Annotated in this window: 21 protein-coding genes; 11 read left to right on the top strand and 10 right to left on the bottom strand. The window is 57.0% G+C overall.

Annotated elements, in window-relative coordinates:
* Nucleotides 1-123: 123 nt before the first annotated feature.
* Nucleotides 124-1,302 (bottom strand): glycoside hydrolase family 5 protein, encoded by a 1,179-nt coding sequence (locus ACPOL_RS04605; protein WP_236657238.1) that lies wholly within the window; start codon nucleotides 1,300-1,302, stop codon nucleotides 124-126.
* 217 nt (nucleotides 1,303-1,519) lie between these two features.
* On the opposite strand from ACPOL_RS04605, the gene ACPOL_RS04600 reads away from it, so the two are divergent.
* Entirely contained in the window at nucleotides 1,520-2,554 is a 1,035-nt protein-coding gene (locus tag ACPOL_RS04600) for a LacI family DNA-binding transcriptional regulator (RefSeq protein ID WP_114206016.1), read from the top strand.
* Between the two features lie 242 nt (nucleotides 2,555-2,796).
* The gene (locus ACPOL_RS04595) at nucleotides 2,797-4,104 is read left to right on the top strand and encodes a glycosyltransferase (protein ID WP_114206015.1); all 1,308 of its coding nucleotides are present in this window, start codon (nucleotides 2,797-2,799) and stop codon (nucleotides 4,102-4,104) included.
* On the opposite strand, the gene ACPOL_RS04590 is transcribed toward ACPOL_RS04595, so the two are convergent.
* Nucleotides 4,095-4,970, bottom strand: a complete 876-nt coding sequence (locus ACPOL_RS04590) for a glycosyltransferase family 2 protein (protein WP_114206014.1) — start codon at nucleotides 4,968-4,970, stop codon at nucleotides 4,095-4,097. The genes ACPOL_RS04595 and ACPOL_RS04590 overlap by 10 nt on opposite strands.
* A gap of 168 nt (nucleotides 4,971-5,138) precedes the next feature.
* On the opposite strand from ACPOL_RS04590, the gene ACPOL_RS04585 reads away from it, so the two are divergent.
* Nucleotides 5,139-5,855, top strand: coding sequence for a hypothetical protein (locus ACPOL_RS04585; protein ID WP_236657237.1), 717 nt, complete (start codon nucleotides 5,139-5,141; stop codon nucleotides 5,853-5,855).
* Here the strand turns inward: ACPOL_RS04585 and tyrS are convergent, their stop codons facing one another.
* The 3 genes from tyrS to ACPOL_RS04570 form a co-directional block, all read right to left on the bottom strand.
* Entirely contained in the window at nucleotides 5,856-7,121 is a 1,266-nt protein-coding gene (gene tyrS, locus ACPOL_RS04580) for a tyrosine--tRNA ligase (RefSeq protein WP_114206013.1), read from the bottom strand.
* A gap of 95 nt (nucleotides 7,122-7,216) precedes the next feature.
* On the bottom strand, nucleotides 7,217-10,465 hold the full coding sequence (locus ACPOL_RS04575) for a sensor histidine kinase (protein WP_114206012.1): 3,249 nt from the start codon (nucleotides 10,463-10,465) through the stop codon (nucleotides 7,217-7,219).
* A gap of 38 nt (nucleotides 10,466-10,503) precedes the next feature.
* Nucleotides 10,504-11,133, bottom strand: coding sequence for a response regulator transcription factor (locus ACPOL_RS04570; protein WP_114206011.1), 630 nt, complete (start codon nucleotides 11,131-11,133; stop codon nucleotides 10,504-10,506).
* 719 nt (nucleotides 11,134-11,852) lie between these two features.
* Here ACPOL_RS04570 and ACPOL_RS04560 point away from each other — a divergent pair.
* Nucleotides 11,853-12,314 (top strand): DUF4126 family protein, encoded by a 462-nt coding sequence (locus ACPOL_RS04560; protein WP_114206009.1) that lies wholly within the window; start codon nucleotides 11,853-11,855, stop codon nucleotides 12,312-12,314.
* A gap of 179 nt (nucleotides 12,315-12,493) precedes the next feature.
* Here the strand turns inward: ACPOL_RS04560 and ACPOL_RS04555 are convergent, their stop codons facing one another.
* The 5 genes from ACPOL_RS04555 to ACPOL_RS04535 form a co-directional block, all read right to left on the bottom strand.
* Nucleotides 12,494-13,609 (bottom strand): ferritin-like domain-containing protein, encoded by a 1,116-nt coding sequence (locus tag ACPOL_RS04555; protein ID WP_114206008.1) that lies wholly within the window; start codon nucleotides 13,607-13,609, stop codon nucleotides 12,494-12,496.
* A 264-nt stretch (nucleotides 13,610-13,873) separates the two neighbouring features.
* Entirely contained in the window at nucleotides 13,874-14,599 is a 726-nt protein-coding gene (locus ACPOL_RS04550) for a cupredoxin domain-containing protein (protein WP_114206007.1), read from the bottom strand.
* A gap of 3 nt (nucleotides 14,600-14,602) precedes the next feature.
* Entirely contained in the window at nucleotides 14,603-16,096 is a 1,494-nt protein-coding gene (locus ACPOL_RS04545; protein WP_236657236.1) for a hypothetical protein, read from the bottom strand.
* 41 nt (nucleotides 16,097-16,137) lie between these two features.
* Nucleotides 16,138-17,910, bottom strand: coding sequence for a HAMP domain-containing sensor histidine kinase (locus ACPOL_RS04540; protein ID WP_114206005.1), 1,773 nt, complete (start codon nucleotides 17,908-17,910; stop codon nucleotides 16,138-16,140).
* Between the two features lie 15 nt (nucleotides 17,911-17,925).
* Nucleotides 17,926-18,615: a response regulator transcription factor gene (locus ACPOL_RS04535; RefSeq protein ID WP_236657235.1), complete on the bottom strand. Its 690-nt coding sequence runs from the start codon at nucleotides 18,613-18,615 to the stop codon at nucleotides 17,926-17,928.
* 312 nt (nucleotides 18,616-18,927) lie between these two features.
* On the opposite strand from ACPOL_RS04535, the gene ACPOL_RS04530 reads away from it, so the two are divergent.
* From ACPOL_RS04530 to ACPOL_RS33425, 7 genes are all read left to right on the top strand, one after another.
* Nucleotides 18,928-19,698 carry an SDR family NAD(P)-dependent oxidoreductase gene (locus ACPOL_RS04530; RefSeq protein WP_114206003.1) on the top strand — a complete coding sequence of 257 codons (771 nt, stop codon included), beginning with the start codon at nucleotides 18,928-18,930 and terminating at the stop codon, nucleotides 19,696-19,698.
* A 38-nt stretch (nucleotides 19,699-19,736) separates the two neighbouring features.
* Entirely contained in the window at nucleotides 19,737-20,648 is a 912-nt protein-coding gene (locus tag ACPOL_RS04525) for a hypothetical protein (RefSeq protein ID WP_150132909.1), read from the top strand.
* A 172-nt stretch (nucleotides 20,649-20,820) separates the two neighbouring features.
* Entirely contained in the window at nucleotides 20,821-21,660 is an 840-nt protein-coding gene (gene sseA, locus ACPOL_RS04520) for a 3-mercaptopyruvate sulfurtransferase (RefSeq protein WP_114206001.1), read from the top strand.
* Between the two features lie 453 nt (nucleotides 21,661-22,113).
* Nucleotides 22,114-23,160: an NADH-quinone oxidoreductase subunit B family protein gene (locus ACPOL_RS04515; RefSeq protein WP_114206000.1), complete on the top strand. Its 1,047-nt coding sequence runs from the start codon at nucleotides 22,114-22,116 to the stop codon at nucleotides 23,158-23,160.
* Between the two features lie 90 nt (nucleotides 23,161-23,250).
* Entirely contained in the window at nucleotides 23,251-25,053 is a 1,803-nt protein-coding gene (locus ACPOL_RS04510) for a nickel-dependent hydrogenase large subunit (RefSeq protein WP_114205999.1), read from the top strand.
* Nucleotides 25,050-25,607 carry a NifU family protein gene (locus tag ACPOL_RS04505; protein WP_161557210.1) on the top strand — a complete coding sequence of 186 codons (558 nt, stop codon included), beginning with the start codon at nucleotides 25,050-25,052 and terminating at the stop codon, nucleotides 25,605-25,607. Before ACPOL_RS04510 ends, ACPOL_RS04505 begins: the two co-directional genes overlap by 4 nt.
* 27 nt (nucleotides 25,608-25,634) lie before the next feature.
* Nucleotides 25,635-25,775 (top strand): hypothetical protein, encoded by a 141-nt coding sequence (locus ACPOL_RS33425; protein ID WP_161557209.1) that lies wholly within the window; start codon nucleotides 25,635-25,637, stop codon nucleotides 25,773-25,775.
* Nucleotides 25,776-25,787: the final 12 nt, after the last annotated feature.

Here is a 25,787-nt window from a genome sequence, read left to right as displayed (position 1 = left end):
TGCTCATCCGAATGACCGCCTTGAGCGGCCAGAAATTGTCCCTTCGATCCTCAAGCCGGACCCTCTCCATCAATCTACTTTGTTAAAATCTACTTTGTTAAAATCCGGTCATCGGATGCCCCGCTAGCTGCCTGAGGCAGAGAGGCCAAGAGCTTTGACGATGGCCGCATCGGGCGTCGTTACTCCATCCTTCTTGGTCACGATGCCGAAATTCGTCTGATAGTCCCACATGGCCCAGCCGATATTGTTCCTTTCAAGCGCGACCCGCATGTCATGGAGCCATTGGGCGCGCATCTCTGGCGGAGCGTAGTAGCGCAAGACCCCGAACTCGCCGCAATAAACCGGCACGTGATGGAGCGCGGCCCAACGCGCCGCGAAGGCGATGGTACTCTCAACCCGCGACGCATCCCAGCGGCCTAGACCATATTGATTCAGAAAATATTCGCCGCTCAGGTCGGGTTCCTGCTCAAGCTTGGGCGCGATATCTGCCGGCGTCGAGGGGTAGGGAATTGCGCGGAGCGGCTGGACCTCGGGGCTGGTCCAGGTTGCGCCCTGGTGGGTAAAGGGAAATGGTTCATAGTCGTGAAAAGTGTAGATCACATTGGTCAGAGCGATGGGTTCGAGCGCCAACAGGTCTTCGAGGCTCGACCAGTGTGCGCCGGCTACCAGGATGGTGTGGCGTGGAGCGACCTGGCGAATCGCCGCTCCGACGACGCTCTCGATACCTTGCCAGCGATAGGGGTCCTCCTGCTCGGGTTCATTCATGATCTCGAAGAAGACAAACTCGGGATCGCTGCCGGCGAAGTGATTGGCGAGCGCCCTCCACAAGAAAGTGAACTGCTGAACGGAACCAGTGCCTTGCTTTAGCGGCGCCTTGAACTTGCTTTCCGGATGAACATCGATAATGACCGCAAGATGGTTGTCGAGGATGGTATGGACGACACGATCGAGTTCGGTCATGAAAGGAGTCACGCCACTACTGGCTCTCTGCCAATCGAGTAGGGGATCGGCATCGATACTTAGGCGAACATGGTCGAAACCTAATTTCGCCATCAGCGCGATATCATCCGCGGTGGTGAAGGTGCGTAGCCGCTCGACCGAGTAATTTCCCGAAGCCTGCGCGAACCAGATGCTGGCGTTGATGCCGTGGCGAAGATGCTGTGCGCGGAGGAAAGCAGGATCCAGAGGCGCCGCGACCTGAGGACTGGACTGCGCAGTGGCCAGAGGAATGGGCGATATCCCCATGGAGAACAGAGAGATAAAGGTGAGGAGAGTTGTGCGGCGATAAAAAATACGTGCCAAGGTGTCTCCTAAACTGTTTATAGTGTGTCTACTTCTATCTTCTAGCCAGGCAGACTGCGGCTTGGGGATTGATGGCGCCGGAAGAAGAGCATGATATCGCTACCACTCAACGCTTATAAGAGACCAATGATGTCGATGTCAATTGGACTATCTAGGCGCCGCACTGTTTGTCTTCCATACCGGTCCAGAATGAGAGTCAAGAATCGTTAGGAGTTCTATGCAGCGGAATGCGACGATGGCCGACGTGGCGAAGCTCGCGGGCGTTGGCACAATGACCGTATCTCGTCTGTTGAGCGGGTCCGTTACTGTCTCTGAATCCACTGCGAAGCGAATCCACAAGGCCATCGCACGCCTGAACTACCAGCCGAACGAAGTAGCCCGAGCGCTCCGCGGCGTCAAGACCAGGACCATCGGCGTCATCGTCCCTTATCTCTACGATCCTTTTTTTGCGACCTGCGCACATGCCATTGCCACGGTGGCGAAAGAGCATGGCTATTCTGTCCTGGTCACGACCTCTACAGAAGATCCGGCGATCGAGGAGCGCGAAGCTTCGCAGATGCTGCGGCGTCTTGTCGAGGGGATGGTAATCATTCCAGCGATGCAGAAGGAGTCGTATCTCCACAAGCGCGAATTTCAGAACTGCCGGATCGTGACGCTCGACCGGCCGGCCCCCGATGCGCGGTTCGATTCAGTCCTGGTGCAGAACCAAATGGGAGCCAAATTAGCGGTCGATCACCTGGTCGGCCATGGCCATACTCGTATCGCCTGTCTCGGATTGAGACGTGACTTGTACACGATGAAGATGCGTTATGAAGGCTACCGGCAGGCATTGAGCGGGGCAAAACTCAAAGCTGAACCCTACATCGACTGCTCCGGTAACGAATCGATCGCGCAGACATTGTCAAAGCTGCTTGGCCGGCCGAACCCCCCGACTGCAATTTTCTGCTCGAACAATCTGACGATGCGGCAGGCGTTGCTGGCATTGAATGAAATTGGAATCTCGATTCCGGGCGACGTTGCGATTGCCGGCTTCGACGATTTCGAACTGGCAGAGATCCTGCATCCGACACTGACCGTCGTCCGGCAGCCCTCCTATGACGTAGGCAGGGTTGCGGCCAATGCTCTCTTCGAGAATCTCCTGCTGCCAAGACCGCCGGAGCGCGGCAAGGAGATCATGCTTCCCGTACAACTGGTGATTCGTCGCTCGTGTGGTTGCAGGCTCCGAACGACGAAGGTCCTGCCTGGCTCGTGACTCTACGTCACAGATCGCTGACTTCTTTGTTTCTGCCCGCTAGAACTGCGGCGATTGAAGATCGCCAAGCGCTTGCGTGCATCTCGAGGCGGGTGCGACTCGCCCGGGAGAAGCTCCCATGCCTAAACTGATCGCATGGAAGTGAGCCGAAACGACCAACGATCGAATGTGAACATTCGATCAACAAGCTTTGCGTCGATGGAGCCATACGCTACCGTCATAGTGGAGACTCCACCACCCGGATGCGGATTGTTTTCACCACTTTTGGCACCTTCGGCGATGTGAATCCGCTGATTGCGCTGGCCCTAGAGATGCGCTCCCGCGGGCATGATCCGGTGCTGGCCGTGCCCGAGATGTTTCGCTCGAAGATCGAGCCGCTGGGCATCGGCTTCCACCGAATCCGTCCCGATCAGGATCCGCACGATAGCCGCCTTGTCGCTATGATCTACGACATCAAGAAGGGAACCGAGCGCGGCCTGCGTGAGTTCCTCTTCCCGGCGATCCGGCAAAGCTATGAAGACCTGATGGCTGCCGTTATGGCCGATGGCGGCGCAGACCTGCTGGTTAGCGGCGAGCTTGCCTACGCAGGCCCAATCGTTGCCGAGATGACCCGAATTCCCTGGGCCAGTTATGTGCTGGCTCCATTTTCTTTCTTCTCCGCCTACGACCCGCCAGTGCTGCCGCCGTACCCTACCCTTGCGAAGATGCAGGCGCTCGTGCCTGGAATGGGCCACCTCATCGCGCGGTTTGCACGATATGTGACACGGGAGTGGTCAGAACCGGTCTATGAACTGCGCGAGCAACTTGGCCTGTCTCCAGGCAGCGATCCCATCTTCGATGCCAAGTTTTCCTCGCAGCTCGTACTCGCGCTCTTCTCATCGGTACTCGGAGAGCCTCAACCTGATTGGCCCTCCTGTACTCGCACCTGCGGATTTGTCTACTACGATGGGGACGCCGGCAAAGTGGACCTCGCTCCGGAACTTGAAGCATTCCTCCAGGCCGGTCCACCACCGCTGGTTTTCACCCTTGGATCGGCGGCGGTGCTCGACGCGGGAGATTTCTACGAGCAAAGCGCTCTCGCCGCCGAAAAGCTCAATCAGCGTGCGGTCCTGCTGGTGGGGAACGATGCCCGCAATCTGCCACACCATAAAGTTCCCGATAGCATCTGCGTTACGCAATATGCTCCCTATTCCCGGCTCTTTCCACGCGCCTCGCTGATCATCCACCAGGGTGGGGTCGGCACCACCGCCCAGGCCCTCCGCGCCGGCAAGCCGATGCTGCTTATGCCCTACAGCCACGACCAACCGGACAATGCCCGCCGCGTTCGCCGCCTCGGAGTTGCCAAGGTCATCCAGCGTCACCGGTACCAGGCCGAGGCAGCGGCGAATCTCATTCGCGACATGCTCGCCGAACCCAAGTACCGTGAACGCGCCGCCGCCCTCGGTCTTCAATTGCAGAAGGAAAATGGCGTCCATGCGGCAGCAGACGCTCTCGAGGCGCTCGCCTCGAGCATCAAGCCAGCTAGGTCCTTTCAAGCAAGTCAACCTTGAATTGTGCTGGATGGTTCAGCAGCATCTATGGCGATTTGTTTCGCTGCTTGCCACGCTTTTACATATTTCCAGTTCACATAAACCGAGTGGTTCAAGTGGAAGAGAAATCCCTCACGTCCATCCAGGAAACCGAGGCGAAAGACGTAGTTGTAGAGAAACGTTGCCAGCGGATTTAAGAACATGTTCAGCACGAACTCGGGAAGGCTCTGACTGGTCTTGCCTCTTCGAAGCATGAGCGGGACGCTGGCCGTGCTGTAGCGATCCATATGCTCGAGATACATGGCGAGGTTCGGATAGGCGTAGTGCAGCATGTGAGACTTGAGCCGACCTGCGGGTCCATCCCATTTCGGAGTCGCATGGGGCTCGGTATCTTCCCGCAGCCGCGCCGTCCCACGGCGAAAGAGGCGCAGCTTGGGGTCAGGATAGACGCCGCCATGCCACATCCATCGTCCCAGGATGAGATTGAGCCGGGGAATCCAGTAGGCGTCGTACTGGGGTTCTGAGTGCCGAAGCCTCGACGACTGGTCAGCCGTCCTGATTGGCTGGGACACCACTCCATTTCCGGAGTGATTTAACAGCGTCTGGATCTCCGCGCTCAGTTCCGGAGTCGCGACCTCGTCCGCGTCGAGCGTGAAAATCCAGTCGCCGGTGCATTTATCGATCGCCGAATTCACCCCCGGCCCATAGCCGCGCCAGGGCTCGACAAAGACGCGGGCGCCAAACTCCTGCGCGATGGCCACGGTCTCGTCCGATGAGCCGGAGTCGAGCACCACAATCTCATCTGCCCAGGCGACGCTCTCAAGCGTTCTGCGCAGGTTAGCCGCTTCGTTGAACGCGACGATTGGAACAGAAATCCTGACTGGCATCTTGAATGGAGGACCGATCGCTCAACTTTCTCCAAATGGTCTTGCTGAATTGTAAGACCCAGGCTCAAATCGGGCGTGATCGCTGCCAAGTTCCGAAATGGGCAGCCAATCGCCGTTAGGGATTTACCGGCTTGCGCCTCTCGCTATCATCCGCCTAAGCTTGCAGCCATGAACCCCGCAAAGTTGAGGATTAGGACCGCCGGTGCGGCGTTGTGGCTGCTTGCCGTCACAGCATTCCTGCCCTTTACTTTCGCAGCGGCAAAACCAAAGGTCCACACCGTCAGCTTTGGCGGCGGCAAGCGGGTGCCCTACTCTGTCGCTGGGGACCCGGCAGGTAACAACGGTGAGGAAAAAGAGCTTAAGATACGTCCCTTGTTGATTGACGAAAAGGTGAAAGAGTGGACTACCGGGGAAGCCCACGACGTCACCGATCGCAGCGTCGCCGTTCGCCGGGCGCTGCGGCTCAATGACGCCCTGCCGACCGATAAGAGCGAACACTGGGTCTGGCAGCGCGGCCCTTGGCTGCTCATCGACCGCACCAACGGCAAAGTTACCGCCCTGCATTTACCCGATTTTGACCCCACGGTTTCGAACATAGCCTGGTTTCGCGACTACGCCGCCTACTGTGGCCTCTCCGGAGGCGGCAAGCAGCTTTATGCGGTCGTTGCCCAGGTCGCCGCCAAAAAGCCGCTGCTGATGAAGAAGATTGCCACTTGGGATTTGGGCGACCACCCCACTCCTGCCTGCTCCCCAGCCAGCTGGCAGCGGGAACCGCTTCAGGTGACCTTCACCCCTACCAAAGCAGGCGCTCCTGTGAGCTACAGCTTGGTGGGATTGTCGGCAGTGCTGGTTGAGGATGGGGATGAGAACGGTGAAGATCCCTGATTACGTAACAATCGCGAGTTTAGATCGTTTTCCGACTCGAACGGTAAGCCGCGCCGGGGTGGTGATCGGGAGGAGCGCATTGGTGAGCACTCCGCCATCGATCTTCACTGCATTCTCCGCTAGTTTACGCGAGGCCTCTGCACCCGACGCTGCGAGTCCAAGTTTCACCAGCAGCTTCGGCACCCGTATGTGCAAACTTGGTGAACCCGGCAAGCTTGGAGCGCTCGATGGTCCGACCAGATCGGCATAGCTTACGTGCACTTCCTCCAAGTCTTCAGGCATTTCTTTCTGCTGAAACTGCCTGGCCCAATTCTCTCCAGCAAGGCTCACAGCCTCATCGCCGTGAAACCCTGCAGTAATCATCTCCGCCAGACGCTTCTTTGCATCCATCGGGTGCAACTCACCGGAGGCGACATCTGCCTGCATCTGCTCGATCTCCGATTGGCGCAGGTCGGTGAGGAGCGTCCAATAACTCCACATCAACGTGTCCGAGATCGACATCAGTTTGCCATACATCTCTCCTGGCGCATCGTTGATGGCGATCGCGTTGCCGAGCGATTTCGACATCTTCTGGACGCCGTCCAAACCTTCTAAAATCGGAGTCATCAGAATGATCTGCGAGAGCTGATTGTAGTGACGCTGCAGCTCGCGGCCCATAAGCAGGTTGAACTTCTGGTCCGTGCCGCCAAGTTCGACATCGGCCTCAAGCGCCACTGAGTCGTAGCCCTGGGCGAGAGGGTAGAGCAGTTCGTGCAGGGAGATCGGCTTCTCCTCCTGAAAGCGCTTGTGAAAGTCGTCGCGCTCGAGCATCTGCGAAACCGTGAACTTTGCCGCCAGCCGGATGATGCCTTCAAAGCCCAGCGTTGCCAGCCATTTGGAGTTGAAATCGATGACCGTCTTGGCGGGATCAAGAATCTTGAAGACCTGCTGTTTATAGGTCTCCGCGTTGCGCAGAATTTCTTCGTGCGAGAGCGGCTTGCGAGTAACGTTGCGCCCGGTAGGATCGCCAATCAGGCCGGTGAAGTCCCCGATGAGGAAGATCACGGTGTGGCCGAGGTCCTGAAAATGTTTCAACTTACGAATCAGAACGGTGTGGCCTAAGTGCAGGTCCGGCGCAGTCGGGTCAAATCCCGCCTTGACGCGCAACGGCTTGCCGGAGAGGCGCGAGGCCTCGAGGCGCTCGCGAAGATCGGAGAGGCGGATGATCTCAGCCGCTCCCTTTTGAAGCAGGTCGAGCTGATCGTTCACAGGAAGAAATTCGGGCATGACTGATCTTCAGTATAGGGGTTTCAGGTGGAAAACACTGCCCCGAAGCCGATCGAAGCGGCCCTTCCTGGCGGTAATCCATTGTTTAAAGATGGTCAGGACTCGGATGGTCTGCGAATACGGCTGAAACGTCGAGGAACGGAATTGCGCAGGAACGGCGATAAACGCATCTGCCAGGTGGTGCGCCCGTTGTTGACGATTTTGGAATACGCTCTCCGTCCAGAGACGCAGACCTGCACCTCAGTTCCGGCGCCTGGCGTGCTGGCAAACTCCAACTTGCAGCCAAGGCTTCTCGCCCGTTCCCGCATCCCGATGATGCCCCAATGGCCTTCTTTGAAGCCTGCCTCGACGATTTGCGGGCTCACGCCGCGGCCGTTGTCGCGGCACCGCAGTCGCACCTGGCTATCGTCAAACCCGAGCTCCAGGATCACTTGAGTTGCATCTGCATGGCGCACCGCATTGGTCAGCGCCTCGCGCCCAATGGAATAGAGTTCGTCGTTGACAGCGGGGTGGAGTATCCTTGGTTCGCCGGTAACGAGGACAGTGATGCGAGCCATGCCGTCCGCCTGGAGAGCGATTGCTGCTTTCCTCAGGTGAGTTTCCAACTCGGCCTGAGATCCTGCTTCAGCACGGAGCTCCCTCACTTTTTCGCGGCCTTCCTGAATGACAACATCGGCGCGATCCAGTGCGTCCCTGAGAATAGCCCGCACCGGCTCCTCAGCTGGAAGCTGCTCGGTGGCGAAATGAAACCGCAGCATCAAACCCTGAACCCCCTGGAGCAAAGTATCGTGGAGGTCCCGGGCGATCCGAATACGCTCGTGGGCCCTTTCCTCTAAACGCTCTTGCACTTGAGAGGTAAGGTACTCCAGGCGCGCACGATAGATGAGCCACAATAGGCCGAAGACGACAAAGAAGCAAACCGCGAAGAACCAGCGTGTTTGATAGTAGGCCGGGGTGACCGTCAACCGTAGGGGCGTTTGCAACTCGCTCCATGGCCCTGTTCCAGTCGCAGCGCGCACATGAAATTGGTATTTTCCTGGAGAGAGATTGGTGTAGTAAGCCTGCCGCCGGCTGCCCACATCCTGCCAGTCCTTATCCTGCCCCACCAGCTTGTATTGATAGACGACCCGCTCCGGCGAGTTCAAATCTACTCCGTTGTAGTCAAATTCGAGCGTCTTCAGCCGCAGGGAACTTTCGGTGATCGGCATGCCTTTGGTGTAGCTGCGTACTTTGCCGTTCACGACGATTGCCTGCAACAGCAGATTTGGCGTTGAGCCACTCTGGCGGGCAGCGGCAGGGTTGATCGCGACAAGGTGCCCTGAGGTGGCAAACCACAACACTCCGGTCTTGTCGATGACGGCGGAAGGCGCTGGCTTGCTTTGAGTCGGCGAGCCTATTAAGCCGTCCTGATCATTAATCAACTGAAAATCCATGGCGTAACGGGGATCTTCCATGGCTCTCTTCCACTCCGCTGAAGGCAGTCGAACGATCCCAAGACCCGCGTTCAACCACAGATCGCCCGTCCCGTCCCGGACGATTCCGGAAATGCCGCGAAGCAACTCGGGCGACCGAAGGTGCAGTGAGTGGAAGCTTTTTCCGTCGAAAAACGCCAGGCCGTCCGAGCCTCCCGCCAGGACCAGACCTCCGGCATCGTAAAAGGTGAAGACGCTGGTGACTTCCACTCCGTCTTTCCGACCGTACGCATGGTAGCCATGGCCCTCGTCTAGTGCAATTTGATTGTGAGGATACCCCAGCCACAGCCGGCCACCTTCTCCTCTGGCCAGGGACAAGGGCGATTCCTGCGGCAAGCCAGGGTCCTTCACAGGGTTCCATGCTCCATCAAAGTAGCGCCACAATCCATGACCTTCAAAGCAACCAAGGAGCGCCCCTTGCCGGTCCTTCCCCAAACACCAGGTTTCAACCTGCTTCGCCACGTCGGGAGAAGGAATTCGGGTCGGGGCGCCGCCACTCTCCTTGTAGCGATAGAAATCATGAGTGATCTGATCGAGCATCCAGACCGAACCATCAGTATCCTGGAAGAGCGAACTGCTGCCGTGACCTTCGCCGATGAACGTCAGCTTGCCGGAACGTAGGCGCATGAGCGGCTTATCCATGTCGTGCAGCCAGATTCCATCGTTCCTATCGGCCAAGAGAGCTGGATAATAGTCAAGCTGAACGCCACGGAACTGAACCAGTGGAGATGGGCGGAAACGGTCCAGACCACGAGCAGTGGCTACCCAGATAGTCCCCTGACGGTCCTGGAGAATGGCCCGAGTTTGCCCATCCGTCAACCCATTCGCTGCTCCATACTTCTCCACCTGAAGCTGATCGGTGCCTGGATGCCTGATCCGGGTAAGTCCACCAAACTCATTCGCCAGCCAGACGTTATTGTGGCTGTCGTTCAGCATAACTGGGACGCCGGGGATACGCACCGCATGCGCGCCCTTTGCGTCAAGCAGCGGTCTTACACTTTTCCATGCATCGCTAATCCAGATACTGCCGTCTTCCAGTTGAAGGAACTGGTTCACTGTTCCATTTGGAATATCGATGAGCGAGAATTTATCCTCGCCTTTCTTCAACTCGTAAATATGGCCTTTGTCGGCCGTCCAAAGATTGCCCTCCCGGTCGAAGAAGAGCGAGTAAAGACCTTCAGACGAGAGTCCATGTCGAGCGGAATAGTTCTCCCAGGTCGGCCCGGTCAGATGCATCAGCCGTCCGTCCGCCGTTGCCCATACTGACCCGTCTGGCCGGCATAGGAGCTGCTCTGTCGATTCACTTATCAGACCGCTCGCGCGGTCATAGTCGATCTTTTTCCCTGCGCTCAGGTAAGTGATACCGCCCATCCGGTACCCGATCCATAATCCGCCGTCGCGATCAGCTGCTAACGCCGCGATATCGGACGCCGGTAGTTGGGGATCGTCTGGGGTAAATGGATAAGACTGAAACTGCAATCCATCAAACCGAAAAAGCCCGCGGCGCGAGCCAATCCAGAGATATCCGTCCTCAGTCTGCGCCAGAGCGGCGATGTCGGCGGGCGCTCCATCTCGGCGCGTCCAGCTCATGTGCGCCATGTCATCGAGCGGTTGAGCACTCTGGGGAGGAGGCACCCTCATCGCTGATGCGTGCCAACGCTGCCCTGCGGACGCCGGTGGAAAAGCCAGAAGAAAGGCGAAGAAAAAGCTAAGTAAGGTCGCAACGGCGGTGACTGGCAGTTGCTCCGTATGGTGAATCAGGGGAGGGTGAAGGAGGCGCGCGGCCTGCGCGACTCTCGAGACCCACTGAGGGTCGGAACGTCGGGCGGGCGGATTCGTGTATAGGCGTCCTTCGCCTGCCAAGCCAACCATCCATTCCCCTTTCGCTCTCAACTCTGCCGGATGGTCATTTAACCGTCAAGGAAGCCGCGCTTCATCGCAATGAGAACTGCATGAGTGCGATCGTTTGCCTGGAGCTTCGCCATAATACTCTTCATGTGACCTTTCACGGTGTCCTCCGCGATACTAAGATTTCCTGCCACGACCTTATTGGAGCATCCCTCGGCGACGCTTCGGAGGACTTCGATCTCTCGGGCGGAAAGAATATCCGCATCGAAATGCCCGGCAAGATCGCATGCAATCTCCGGCTGGATGCGACGTCTTCCCTGATGGACGTCGCGGATGGCTTGCACTAACTCTTTCCGCAGCGAACCTTTCAACAGATAGCCGGCGGCTCCTGCCTTCAATGCCCGCGTCGCCTGAACGTCACCGGAGTAAGTCGTCAGCACTAGGATCCTTGCGGCGGGCGAGATGCGTTTGATCTCGATTGTCGCGTCGATGCCGTTCATCAGGGGCATTTGCAGGTCCATCAACGTCACGTCTGGACGATGCCGCCGAAACTCCTCGACTGCCTGTTGACCGTCCGCGGCCTCGGCAACCACCACCATGTCCGGCTGCGATTGAATCGCAAAATTGATCCCATCGCGAACCAGCGGATGGTCGTCCACAGAGAGGATTTTGATTGGGTCCGACGGGTTCATCTCCACCCCCAAGCGCCAGTATAGACTTCCTCCCTTTTCTCTTACCCCCTCGAAAGGGGTAGTTCGACCCCACCCCGAAGGGGTTCGCAAATTCGGAGCTTCCATTGGATCCTCGCATTTGCAGCTTCTGCTCCGTTGCTGGAGATACAAACCGACGGGTAGACGCCACTAAAGTGGCGCTCGGAAACGGTTCAGATTGGTCTGTAAGAACGAATTATGTTGGCCTACCTTGAGAACTGTGCCCGATGCTCCCGAATTTCAGTGAGGAGATCAGGCGTGAGGTACGTCTGATGACAGCTCACACGCTTCGAACCGAGGTAACCCTTACTCCACATCACACGAATGGAGATATGTCGTCCCTGCAGCTAGAACAGGAGAACTCTCGTCTCAGACTGATGATCGCCGAGCTTTTAATCAAAAATCAGAGTCTGCGCTGGAAGTTACAGGGGGGAAAGATGGAGGTTTGATTCGTGATCTGTTTGGCTAGGTCATCTTCTTTGACTGACCTACGTTGCGATCCAACGTTGGACCTTTCGCATCGCAGATGCAACTAACTCACCCGCATATGGAATTTCCACTATTGTCACGGACCACTATTCTTCATGAGGGACGACCGATTCGATTCCGTTGATTGTTGTAACACTTGAGGCTTCCGCACATTGCCTCAGCGCAGCAGGCCGGCGTTGATAAGGCAGGCATTTTAAGGAGGGATCATAACAATGACACTCTTACTAATGTTCGGCTTTGGTTTCGTTTCCGGACTGCGTGCATTGACAGCTATAGCTGCGATCAGTTGGGCGGCGCGTTTGGAACGCCTCTCCCTCGCCGGTAGCTGGCTCGGTTTCTTAGGTTACCACTGGACACCCTGGCTACTCACTCTAGCGGCGCTGGGTGAGATCGTTAACGATAAACTCCCGAAGACCCCAAGTCGCAAGACGCCACCTCAGTTTGCAGTCCGCATAGTTCTCGGGGCTATCAGCGGCGCGGCTATCGGGATACCGGCTGGTTCGACTCTCGCTGGGATCGCCCTTGGAGCACTTGGAGCGATTGTCGGAACGCTGCTCGGGGCTGCTGCACGCGCTAGGCTTGTGCGAGGCATCGGAGGCAAGGATCTGCCTATCGCGCTGACGGAAGACGCGGTCGCTGTGGGACTAGTGTTGTTTCTCGTCCAACTAACCTAGCGCCAACATCGACCTTGCTGGCGAAGGCCCTACGCAAAGGCGACTCAACTTCAAAACTCCATTTAAAAAAAGCGCCCGAAAACGCTGTGCGGCTCTTCCGCTTGGAAAAGCCGCACCTGGAGATACTGGGGAGATTTCGTTCGTAGTTATAGCTGTTTTTCGTATCTACGGCTAGGCATTTAGACTTGGCGAATAGCTGCGTCTGCCTCAGCGGCGAGGGCCTGTACGGTGCTGAAGAACTCCTTGCTCTGTCCAAGGAAAAGCCCGCTAGCGGTAAGGCCTGCCACTGCGGCCATCGCTCCTGCGTTTCTGTCGGCGATAGGGCGGATTACCGAGACCTTAGGAAGATCCTGATGGATGAACGAACAGGGAACGGGGAAGATCAAGCTGGGTTGAAGGAGCGGGTTGGGTGGGTTGGTGAAGAAGTTCGGGAAAGTGAGTCCTTTGTCGGTGACGGGAGCGACAGGCGCCTGAACTCCGTTGCCTGCGAAGTCGACCCACTCCAGGAAGTGAGCGATCTCGTCGCCACCGATCCCGAGCGTGATCTCCAATACCTCTGCGCTCGATACTTTCTTGCTCATGGCAGCATAGAGGCTCGAACCGCCTTGCTCGATGGAGCCAAAGTGAAAGGCCGCGGTGTTGGCAATGGCCTGAATGTGGCTGGCGCCTTCGAAGTCGGCATCAGTGGCGGGGATGGCAGGACGGTTTGTGATGTTAATTGCCTGCGGGAAAGTGGCGTTGAAGTCGGGGTTCGTTGCGCTGCGATAGCGGACGAACCAGCTCGTGTCGACATTCAGATGCAAGAGGTTGGTGAGTCGGCCGATGTTCTGGGCTCCGGTAGCGGTGCTGCCCTGGAGAGTGCGGAATTGATCCAGGTTGATCGGGTCTGCGCCTTTCGACTCGAGATATGCATTTATGAAGGCTGCATGGCTGATCTCGTCGATCGTGTTGCTGGTGATGTACTGCGGACCATCGGAGTCCAGGTTCGAGAGCGCCGACTGGTAAGCATTCATCGACTGGTTTGGATTCACTTCAACAGGAAGTTGATCGCCGATACCGCCCAGTTCAGCATACTGGACCCAGAGGTCGCTCTCGATGAATTCTGCCGCAGCCAGGAAGCGCAGAATTGCAATGTCTCCCTTGTTCAAGGAACCGCCGGTGCTTTGAGCGAACGCCGGTGTGGTTTTTCCTAGTAGCCCGACGCCCAAAGTAGCGGCGCCCCCCGCCAGTAATCCGCCCTTGATCAAGGAGCGGCGATTGACTGGACGTTTCGTGCTTTTCGTTGACTCTTCCATGATGTTTCCTCAACTTCGATATTCGAACAAGGCAATAACTCGGCCCTGACCCAGAAGGTAGTTGCGCCAGCTATGCCAATTGTCATGAACATGTCAGATGATTGTCGTTTTTAGATGAACCTGGAATGACTCGCTAACAGCTAGCAAAAGAGGCGCGCGGACGAGACAAACACGTCGTTCTCCATCACTCGCTTGCATAAGTTGGCCTGTAACTTAGCGTCCCGGGTTAGCATCATCGCCAACGGCGACGCTGCCTATTATTGACTAATAGGCAGCGGGCTCTGGATTATCATAACTCTGCCCATATTTGTTCTCATGCGAGTTAGGAACCTGAGGACGCTTCGGGAGTATGATTGATCCCAGATCAAGATGAGTGCCGGAGATATGCACTTTACGTTTGAGGCTATCCAACACGGCCTGATCTTCGCCCTCTACCCACACGTGCAGCATGTAATCGTCTGCGGGAACGTCGCGAATGCGAAATCGCCCGTCCAGATTCGGTTGCGTGTAGAAAGGCGTAGCGAGCGCGATGATTACAGCGCTCATCTCAGAATGTATATTGCAGAAGACATAGGAAACGCCTTCGCGGTTAAAGGTAACGTCCTTGCTTGATCCGGCTTCATAGAGCCCAAGGTCGAAGCGACGTCCATCAAAGAGCGAGAAGACGTTGTGGAAGAACGGGTCGCGATTGGGGAAGTGCACAACGCTGCCGACAGGAATGATCAGCAGGTGCGGCGTGAAACGTTTGTCTTTTTGAAGAAGCGTGAAGCCATGGCTCCCGGCTGGAACTGGCGCGCGACCGGGGCGAAGCGGGGTGAGCCAGACGGCTGTTGGCGGCTCCGAGCGCTTCGGATCTTCATTGACAGCCTCTTTGATCTGGCCCGAAACCTCGGTCAGGTTCTGTGCGTAAAACCGCTGCACAGTTGCGAGCGCAAGGCCGAGCAGTGCCAGTTTAGCGAAGCGGACGGTGAACTTCCTATTGATCCGCATCGTCTAGAACCTATAGCCTGCAGCGACGCCATAGATATTCGCGAGAAGGTGAGATCCACTTGCGGCAGAGGTGTCGATCCTACGATACTCGAAGGAAAAGAGAGTGTAAGCAGTTGGGCTGAAAATGACATTCGTAAAAAGCGTCGCGTTGCGCGCCATGTTCTGGTAGTTAGCCGATCCGCCAGCTGTATATTGCTTTAGCTCGCTGGAGAAAGCGTTATCAATGCCGAATGCCGTGTTGAACTCAATCCGCTCAGTCGCTCGAGCTTTCAACTGCGTCCATCCTCCGACATCGTCGAGTGGGCGATAGCTGTAGTTATTGCCGGGTTGGCTGTATACATAATCCTTAAAGGCTCCGCCGCCAAGTCCTCCTAGTCCCAGTCCCCGGTAGAGGCTGCCGCTCGCCTCCAGGTGGGCGATGAGCGGCACACGATAATCGATGGTTGCTGCCCAGGCGTCAAAGCGAAAGTCTTTCCCCGCCGAGTGTGGGCTGAAGTAACCGGCCGCCCCCACCTCCAGGCCATTCTCACGAGAGTAGCCGATCCTGGCTTCACTACCTGGCCAGCGGCTCTGTTCTGCAAGGCTAGCTGCCGGAGGCGCGCTGGTGCTGACGCCAATTGTGGGCGGATCGGGTACATCTGCTACTGCGGCTTCTACCTTCATCGATGAACTCGGGTCCAGCTTCACGCTTTGCTCTACGCCGATTTGTGGCACCCAATTCCATAGGTTGCCGGACCAGGCGAGCGCGGGTTGAGCTACGGCTGTAAGCGAGCTTGGCGTGTTTGGGCTAATGATAGGACGATCCATCTCGACGAAGGCACGCGTTTGCTTCCAGGCCAGATCGACATGCGCGGTGCGGAGTCTCGCAGTGCCTCCCTCCGCTGCGTAGTTCGCCTGACCTAGGCCACCGAAGAAGTCCACGCGGACATCTGCTGAAGTATTGGCGCCGAACAGATGCGGCCCCCTCGCGTCTAAACCTAGGATGGTTTGTCGCAACGTAATACCAGTGGTGCCGGCCCCGCCAGTCGCCAGAGTCGGCGATTGAATCACGTCGACACCAGTCGAATTTGTGAAGGCGTTCATCAGGATCAAACCGGTGAGTTTCACCGGGAACTTCGACGCACTCTCGACCTTGGTCTGCTCATGGGTCGCTATCTCGCTTTGTTGAAGGTCTTGTTGCTCATGAAGTGCGTCTACTGCGGCGCTGAGCCTCCCGACCGGGTTATCCCCCGCCTGGCTGGACGGGGCAGTCGGCGAAGCTCGCGATGCCGCCAATTGTTCCTGGAGGGCTGCGACCTGCTCCCGGAGAGCCTGGATCTGCTGCTGAGAGGACTTGACCTCCGCCTCCTCGAGTGTCACCGCCTCGGCAAGCTTTTCGATCTGTTGCTGCATAGCGACTGGGGGGAGGGTCGGCTTTTCGGTAATTTGCTGGGCGGGCGACGGGCCGATGCCAACCAGGCACAAAGCGATCGTCATACAAGACCGCTGCCAATTCATTGCCTTGTTCCTCCCGTTGTCGGCTCTTTCGCGTCCTGCTGTCACGATGGCGTCGTTGCCCCGACACCACTAAAGTTGAACTGCAATGAGAGCTGGAAGACCGTCTCGCCCGGTCGTGTGCTCACCAGGGTAACTGTGCCTCCATGTTCCTTGGCGACCGCATGGGCCAGGGTCAACCCTAAGCCAGTTCCGCTTTGCTTGCCTTCGCTGACGAAAGGTTCGAAGAGCGAGTTTCGAATATGCTCGGCAACGCCCGGACCCGAGTCTGTAATGGTCACCGATACGGTATCACCCGCGTTCGATATGACGAGGGAGACCTCTCTCGGAGGCGGAGTCCGGTGAGTCGACTGGCAAGCGTTCAACAGTAGATTGTAGATAGCCCGCTGCATCTGCTTTGGATCGACCAGAGCGTACCCACCCGAAGGATCGTCACACTCCATCTTAATCGACACTCCTTCCGCCTCGGGATGGGCCTTCAGCAATGAAACGGCTTTCTCGGCAATCCTTAGCAACGAGTCCCGCTCGCGATGAAAGGCCACCCCGGTCTTGCTGAAGATCAACAATGAATCGAGAAGTTCGGTTGCGCCATGCACCGCGAGTTGAATGTCCTCGAAGAGTTCCACCCGTTCTTCCTGGGAAAGGCGCGCGGAAGAGAGGAACTCGGCATTGGCGTAGACGGCGGCCAGGTAATGCCTCAGGTCGTGCGAAACGGAACTTGCCATGCTGCCGATGGTTGCTAATCTTTCAGAGTCCAGAAGAGCGCGATTTGTCATTATGATTTCGCCGCGCATCCTTGCGAATGCAGTGCTGAGTTCGCGCACCTCTCTTGTGCCGTTATCGGGAAGCCCATGGGAGGGATTGCCGAAGCCGAAGGCGCGAACCCCTTGTGCCAGCAATTCGAGCGGTTCGGTGACGATGCGCGAGAGAGTGATCATGAGCAGCGTACCCAGTACCAGAGCGGCCGCTCCGAGCAGTAAGACCAGACGATTGATCTCCCGGATCGATCGATTCGCCTGTGCAAAGGATTTGAGCACCACCAGTCGGAGTTGGCCTTCCGCTTCGCCTGACAGGTCTGCCCCGGTCCCAAGATAGTGGTCTCCTCCCAAGACTACCTCGGCATTTCGGCCGCTGACGGTGGAAAGCAAAGAGGGAAACTTCAGCAGTAACTCCTGCTGCAACTCGGGCGAAAGCGTACTTGCTACGATGTTGGGCCCGGCGAGAAACGCCGCATCGTCTCCTGATGCATGTCCGATCAATCCTATGACGTTCCGGTCGATCTGGTACCCACTGATCACGTACCCCAACAGAGTGCCCTGAGCCTCGCCCCCGAAGTAAAGCGGGCGCATCGAGAAGTCAAAGAGCCTGCCATCCGCAGTCAGGTAATGTTCCTGCGGGCGGGTCATCGTTTGTTGCAGCGCTTCAACCAGGGTCTCGGATGGAGGACGTCCTTTTGTATAAACGATCAGCACTCGTCCGTAGGCATCGACTAACGCAAAGAGGTCGCTGCCGCTGACCTTCCAAAGATCGATTGCCCCGTCGGCAATGGTTCGTTTGTCGCCAGTGGTCATGAGCGCTTTGAGACTTGGCAGATCCGCCAGCAATTCGTTTTCGCGGATAAGAACGTCACGGCGCTGCCGCTGGATGTTCTGGAAGGTAGACAAAGAATGGGTAAGGTCTGCTGAAAGATCTTGCGCGACCTGGCGGCGAACGCGGTCCCGCACAATGAGCAGGCTGCCGCCAGTCACGGTCACAATGACAGCAATCAGTGCCGCGATCAGCAGAACACGAGTTCGAACACCCCGGAAAACCGCCATAAGCGCGCAAGTCCCTCAGGGGGCGAACTTGTAGCCAGCGCCATAGATCGTTTGCAGATGCCGCGGATTTGCAGGGTCCGATTCGAGTTTCTGTCGCAGCTTCAAGATTTGGTTGTCCACGGTTCTAGTCGTGGGGTATGAGTTGTAGCCCCACACCACATTAAGCAGTTCATCACGGCTCAATACCCTCTCTGGATTCTCGGTGAAAAACCGAAGGAGCTTGAACTCATGGGCGGTCAAAGTGATCTTTCCGCCATCCTTTCTCGCGGTCATTTTGAGAAAGTCGATCTCGCAGTCGCCGAACTTGTAAGTGAGAGTTGGCTCCGGTTTGCGGCGGCGGCGGATGCTGGCCTGCACACGCGCCAGCAGTTCGCGGGGACTGAAGGGCTTAGTCACGTAGTCTTCCGCGCCGAGTTCCAGCAGCAGAACCTTGTCCACAACTTCGCTGACAGCGCTGAGCATGAGCACCGGTGTCTCTGGAGAGACTCTTTTGATGTGCTTGCACACCTCCAGACCGGAGAGCCGGGGCAAGATCAAGTCGAGCACGACCGCAACCGGTGAACAGGATTGGAAGGATTCGACTCCGGCCTGGCCGTCGGGCGCAATTTCCGTCTGATATCCTTGGTCGTGAAAGAGACGGTAAAGCACTTTTTGGATTCGGGGATCATCCTCGACGATCAGGATCGTACCTTGATTCTCACTCACGGCAATGCTTTCCACTTTACACCTCATTGACCACGCCACCCCTATGGTGACCCCTTCCGGAGTCAATCAGACGCATGCTCAGGAGAAATGACATTCGAATTACATTTCCCGCTCGCAGCTCGTAAATCAATCAAGAGTAGAGTTTAGGTGGCTTTTTCTATGCCTGCTATTCTCTTCTACTTCCATGGACGCTCCTCTTGCGGCCAGGCAGATTTGCAAGTTTGGAAGAGGTCTCTTCAGAAGGCAGAGTAGGAAAGTAGTAATCTAGCTCAGACAACGAACTGAACCAGGAAAATGACAGACTGAGGTCTCGTGAAATTTCTACCGTCGTTCGCGCTGGATGGACAGGTTGCACTCGTTACCGCCGCTGCTCGCGGGTTGGGCAGGGCAATTTCCTTGGCGCTCGCAGAAGCGGGCGCCTCCCTGGCGCTTGGCTTGCGTGATGTTACCGAGGATAGCGGCATCGTAGACGAGGTCGCGGCACTGGGCGGCCGAGCGCTTCCGTTACAAATGGACATGGGAAATCAGGAGCAGATCCGACGTGCAATCTCGACTGCGGTCGATCATTTCGGCAGGCTCGATATCCTGGTGAACAATGCCGGCATTGCCCCGACGAACCTGGCGCTCGATGTTCGCGAAGACGACTTCGATCGAACCGTTGCGATCAACTTGAAAGGCACGTTCTTTGCATGTCAGGCGGCTGGCGAGGTCATGAAGCGGCAAAATGGCGGCCGCATCATCAACATGAGTTCCCAGGCAGGATTCGTTGCATTGCCGACGGAGTCGATTTATTGCATGACCAAGGCAGGAATCGTCCACCTGACAAAGTGTTTAGCCGTGGAATGGGGCAAGTACAACATCAATGTCAATGCCGTAGCGCCAACCTTCATCCACACGCCCGGAACCGAGCCTGTCCTCTCCTCTCCAGACTTTTATGCAGAGACAGTGAACAAGGTCGCTGCGCTCCATCGTATCGGAGAGCCGCGAGAGGTGGCCGGAGCTGTGGTCTTTCTCGCATCGCCCGCCGCATCGCTCATCACTGGACATACAATGTTGATCGATGGTGGCTGGACTGCGGTTTAGGCAACTCGCCAATCCAACCTGGGAGCAAGTGACTCAACATGGAAACACTCTCGTATATGGGACTGCCTGACTGCATCAGGCTCTCGAATGGCGCCGTCGATGTGATCGTCACCACTGCGGTCGGTCCCAGAATTCTTTTCTACGGACCGACTAATGGCGAGAACCTTCTCGCCCATTTCCCGGACAGCTCGAAAGAGACGGCGCTGGGGACCTGGAAGCCCTATGGAGGTCACCGCCTTTGGGTGTGGCCGGAGGTCTTTCCTGCCACCTATGCTCCCGATAATGGGCCGATCGAGCACCGCCGCGAGGGGGAGCTGGGAATTGTGCTCTCGCAGCCAACCGACGCCGCCGGCATGCAGAAAGTGATGCGCATTCAGCTGGCAGCGAGTGGTACTGAGGTGGAGCTGGTACACACCATCACCAGCCATAATCTCTGGCCTGTCGACATTGCTGCCTGGGCCATCACGGTGGTGCAAAGCGGTACTGCCATCGTGCCGCGGGTGCCCTTCCGGACGCATGACGAGTATGTTCCTGCTACTCAGCCGCTCGCCTTGTGCGCGTTCACCGACCTGCAGGATCCGCGGTTCACGCTTGGACTCAAATATATCCTGCTGCGCGCCGATCCGAATTTGCCGAACTCCCAGAAATTCGGACTTCGTAACAAGGAGAATTGGTGCGCTCACCTGGTGAAAGACACCCTCTTCGTGAAGAGATTCTCCCATGACGACACCGCAACCTACCCCGACTATGACGTAAACAACGAGGTATACGTCGAGGGCAGCTTCATGGAAGTAGAGCTGCTTGGCCCGAGACGAATCGTTTCGCCAGGCGATTCGCTGACCCTTTCGGAAAAGTGGAATTTGTTTGAACGGGTAGGAGTTGGTGGGGAGACCAAGGATCTCGACTCGCTCGACCGTGCGATTACCCCGAAAATACGATCTTTGTTCTGATTTTCGGTTCTGATTTCTCGGTTCTGATTTCTCGTAAGGCTAAGAGATCGGAGTCTTATCTGGAGCTCGTTGCCGCCGGAATGCTTTTCTGCCGAATGCGAAGACTGCCTCATCTGCAGTGTGAGATTTGATCGGCTTCTCTCGTTTACGCGAGGGTAGTAGGCTGTCCGTGATGAATCCTTTCGTCTCACCTTCCTGGGCCAATGGCCGGATGCGGGATCCGGCGACGATATTTGTGGATGCGACCCTGCCGCCAGTCGGCGTGCATCCAAAGGTCGATACTCGGGCGCGGTACCTCGACAAGCACCTTCCAGGTGCGGTCTTTTTCGATATCGACGAACTGTCTGACCACTCGACGCCGTTGCCCCATATGTTGCCTTCAGCCGCTTCCTTCGGCCGCGACATGTCCGCGCTTGGCATCGGAGATCGAGCGACGATTGTCCTCTACGAGCAGGAGGGGGTCTTCTCGTCGCCGCGAGCCTGGTGGATGCTGCGCACTTTTGGAGCACAAGATGTCCGAATCCTTGACGGAGGACTGCGTGCCTGGGTCGAAGCTGGATTGCCGGTGGAGTCGGGTCCGGTCCAGCGGACGGCTGCCACTTTCAATGCTGCCTTGGATCCGGAAGCCGTGCGTAGTTTCAGCCAGGTTCAGCATTTGATTGCGGAGCGTTCCCAGATTCTCGACGCCCGCTCCCGCAGTCGCTTTGATGGCGCCTCTCCTGAACCCCGACCCGGTATAAGCTCCGGACACATCCCAGGGGCTACCAGCGTCCCATATACCGAATTGCTGGAGGACGGGCGGCTGAAGGCTGCAGACAAGCTTCTCGAGCTCTTTGCCACTAAGGGCGTCGATCTCAGCCGGCCGATCACCACCACCTGCGGCTCAGGAGTTACCGCGGCGGTCGTTTTGCTCGGCCTTGAGATCGCTGGGGCGAAGCATGTCGCCCTATACGACGGCTCCTGGGCCGAGTACGCCCAACACCCTCAGGCAGTGATTGAGAAAACCGGCTGAGCTGAAAGGGCGGAATCCGGTTTCGAACAGGTTTACGAGGCATCTCCCTGCCTATGCGAATTCTGGCGACTGATCCGTCATCCGCTGGCCTGTCCTCGTCTGCTCTGGGTCTCCTGCCGTCGTAGAGCAGACGACGCGGAAAAACCGGCGAAAAACGATAAAGTTTGACTTCGTTGTGGAATGCGGAGTAAGTTGTCACGCGTTGGTGGCGGAGCGGTTTCCTTCTTCCATCTTGCAATGCGTTGGGGGCTTTCTTGAGCTGTTGCGCACCCAATCCCGGTTCGTGTCCTCGGTCTTCGCCGGCTCTCGATTCGCGTCCGCCGTTGCAAGAGATTCTCCTCCGTCTGATTTCGCCCGTTTCCTTCCGTAGCAACAATCTCTCTAGCATCGATCGAGCAAAACCGCCACGACCCGCCTACGCCGGTCGCGCGGAGGCATTCCCAGGAGGGTCTTATGACAGGGACTTCGAACGGTAAGTCGTCGGCCGTAACCGATGTCCACATCGTGTGGATTACGGCAGGCCTAGGCTGTGACGGAGATAGCGTTTCGATCACCGCGGCCGAGCAGCCGAGCATCGAAGACGTGCTGCTTGGGGCAATTCCCGGGCTGCCCAAGGTCCATCTGCATAATCCCGTGCTGGCTTATGAAAACGGCGACGAGTTCATGAAGTTCTATTACCAGGCGGAGAAGGGCGAGCTTGATCCATTCGTGCTGGTGGTAGAGGGCTCGATTCCGAACGAAAAGATTAAGAAGGAAGGCTACTGGGCGGCCGTCGGTACCAATCCGGATACCGGCCAGCCGATCACGACCTGCGAATGGATCGATCGCCTTTCCCCGAAAGCATTGGCCGTCGTAGCGATTGGAACCTGCGCGACCTATGGCGGAATTCATGCCATGGAGGGCAATCCCACAGGGTGCATGGGGCTGGCCGATTATCTAGGCTGGAATTGGCGGTCCAAGGCAGGGCTTCCTATTGTGAATGTGCCGGGCTGCCCGGTCCAGCCGGATAACTTCATGGAGACGGTCCTCTATCTGCTCTACCAGGTGGCAGGGATGGCCCCGATGATCCCGCTCGACAAACAGCTGCGGCCAACCTGGCTGTTTGGCAAGACGGTGCATGAAGGATGCGACCGCGGGTCGTACTACGAGCAGGGCGAGTTCGCTGAAGAGTATGGCAGCTCGAAATGCCTGGTCAAGCTGGGTTGCTGGGGGCCGGTGGTCGACTGCAATGTCACTAAGCGGGGATGGATGCGCGGCATTGGAGGCTGTCCAAATGTCGGAGGTATCTGTATTGGATGCACCATGCCCGGCTTTCCGGATAAGTTCATGCCGTTCATGGATGAGCCACCAGGCGCAAAACTCTCGACTAAAACCATTGCCGTCTACGGGCATATGATTCGTTCGCTGCGCAGCATCACCAATGCGACCGTCAACAAGGAACCGAAGTGGCGACATCCAAGGACGGAACTCACCACCGGCTATCGTCCTAACACGTACTAAGGTCGACCTTGTCGAACACGAGTTTTCTGAACTACTGCGCTTCGGTCAACAGCACACGCAAAGCTTCGAAATAGAAGGGACGCTAACGCAATGGCTACCGTACTCGAGACTCTTCCGGAAAATCCTAGCAAGAAGCGCAACCTGGTCGAAATGAATTGGGACCCGATCACTCGCATCGTCGGGAGTCTTGGCATCTTCACGAAGATCGATTTTGAAAATCGCGAGGTTGCGGAGTGCTACAGCACCTCCTCGATCTTTCGCGGCTACAGCATCTTCATGAAGGGAAAGGATCCGCGTGACGCCCACTTCATCACCAGCCGGATCTGCGGTATTTGCGGCGACAATCACGCGACGTGTGCAGTGTACGCGCAGAACATGGCCTTCGGCATCAAGCCTCCGCCGATTGCCGAATGGATCATCAACCTAGGCGAAGCCGCCGAATATATGTTCGACCACAACATCTATCAAGACAACCTGGTCGGCGTGGACTTCTGCGAGACGATGGTGAAGGAAACTAACCCCGGCGTGTGGGATAAGGCGCAGCACACCGACGCACCCAATGCGGACAAGCACGGATTCCGGAAGATTTCCGAAATCATGACGGCGTTGAACCCGTTCACCGGCGAGTTCTATCGTGAGACGCTGCAGATGAGCCGGCTGATGAGGGAGATGTTCTGCCTGATGGAAGGACGGCATGTTCATCCATCAACTCTCTACCCGGGCGGCGTCGGCACGGTTCCGACTGTCCAGCTGTTTACCGACTATCTAGTCCGGTTAATGAAATATGTCGAGTTCATGAAGAAGGTAGTGCCGTTGCATGACGATCTTTTCAATTTCTTCTACGAGGCGCTGCCCGGTTACGAGAAGGTGGGACAACGTCGTATTCTGCTTGGCTGCTGGGGCTCTTACAACGATCCCGAGTATTGTGACTACACCTACAAGAACATGGGTGACTGGGGCCGGAAGATGTTCGTCACGCCGGGCGTTGTGGTAGACGGGCAGCTGGTCACCAACGACCTGATCGACATCAACCTGAATATGCGGATTCTGCTCGGCAGCTCGTTTTATGACGATTGGCAAGGCGCGGAGACCTTCGTTTCAAAAGACCCGCTGGGCAATCCCATCGACAAGAACCACCCTTGGAATCAGACCACTATACCTCGTCCTCAGAAGCGTGATTTCAAGGGAAATTACACCTGGGTCATGTCGCCGCGCTGGCTCGACAAGCGCACCGGCGACCATCTCGCGCTCGACACTGGAGGCGGTCCGATTGCACGCCTCTGGTCGACAGCGCTGTCGGAGATTGTCGACATCGGATATGTTAAGGCGACCGGCCATAGCGTGAAGATCAATCTTCCGAAGACCGCGATGAAGCCGGAGACGGAATTCGAGTGGAAGATTCCCCAGTGGAGCAATGCCATCGAACGCGATCGGGCCCGCACTTACTTCCAGGCCTACGCCGCGGCCACGGCGCTCTACTTCGTCGAGAAGGCGCTCGCGGAGCTGCATGGCGGCCACACTAAAACGTGGACAGACTTCAAGGTTCCCGAAGAGGCGATTGGCTGCGGCTTCCATGAAGCGGTGAGAGGGGTCCTTTCTCATCACATGGTGATTCGGGACGGAAAGATCGCCAACTATCATCCTTATCCTCCGACGCCTTGGAACGCGAATCCTCGCGATATCTATGGAACTCCCGGACCGTACGAAGATGCGGTGCAGAATACGCCGATCTTTGAAGAGAACGGGCCCGAAAAGTTTAAGGGCATCGACATCATGCGCGCAGTCAGGAGCTTCGATCCATGCCTGCCGTGTGGCGTTCATATGTATCTGGGCGATGGAAAGGTCTTGGAGACAAAGCACTCCCCGATGTTCGGCGTGATGGGACACGAATGATGGCGGCTAGTGTCAACTCCACTCTCGGAGTGCCCGAAAAACGTGAGTTTCAGATTCATACCGAGCGGGTCGAGAAGCTGGTAAGCAAACTCGACCGCTGCGCCGATCCGGAACTTAGAGCGATAGCGCTGGAGCTTGTGCAGAGCGTGGTCGAACTTCATGGAGCCGGCCTGGAGCGGCTCCTCGAGAGCCTTGCTCAAACCTCCGCCGGCGAGCAGGCCCTGAACACGGCTGTGGAAGACAACCTTGTTTCCAGCATGTTTCTTCTCCATGGCTTGCATCCTGATCCTCTTGAGACCAGAGTTCTGCGAGCGCTCGATAATGTGAGGCCCTATTTGCGTTCGCATGGCGGGAATGTTGAGTTTCTCGGCGCGGTCGACGGAATCGTGCGCATCAAGCTGCTTGGAAGCTGTGGGAGTTGTCCTTCCTCATCGATCACCTTGAAAGATGCCGTCGAAAATGCGCTCTACGAAGCGGCCCCCGACATCGTTGAACTAGTCGTCGAGAAGAGTGAGAGTATCGCGAATTCAAGCAACCTTGTAGTCCTCAAATAAAGAGCGTTCTATCTCAAGAGGAACTCCATGCACACGACAGAAGAGAAGGCGCGACCTTTACCAGTCGCAACCAAAACCGGCGGCCGCCCAGCCAGGGAAGCAACCGGAATCAACCTTGAGCAACGCGGCCCGATTGATCCGCGTATGCCGAATGCACCGCCTGCCTAATCTCGTCCGCTT

It is taken from the genome of Acidisarcina polymorpha (assembly GCF_003330725.1).
GTDB lineage: Bacteria > Acidobacteriota > Terriglobia > Terriglobales > Acidobacteriaceae > Acidisarcina > Acidisarcina polymorpha.
The sequence above is the reverse complement of the archived record's forward strand: the minus strand, read 5'-3'. Positions and strand labels throughout refer to the sequence as shown.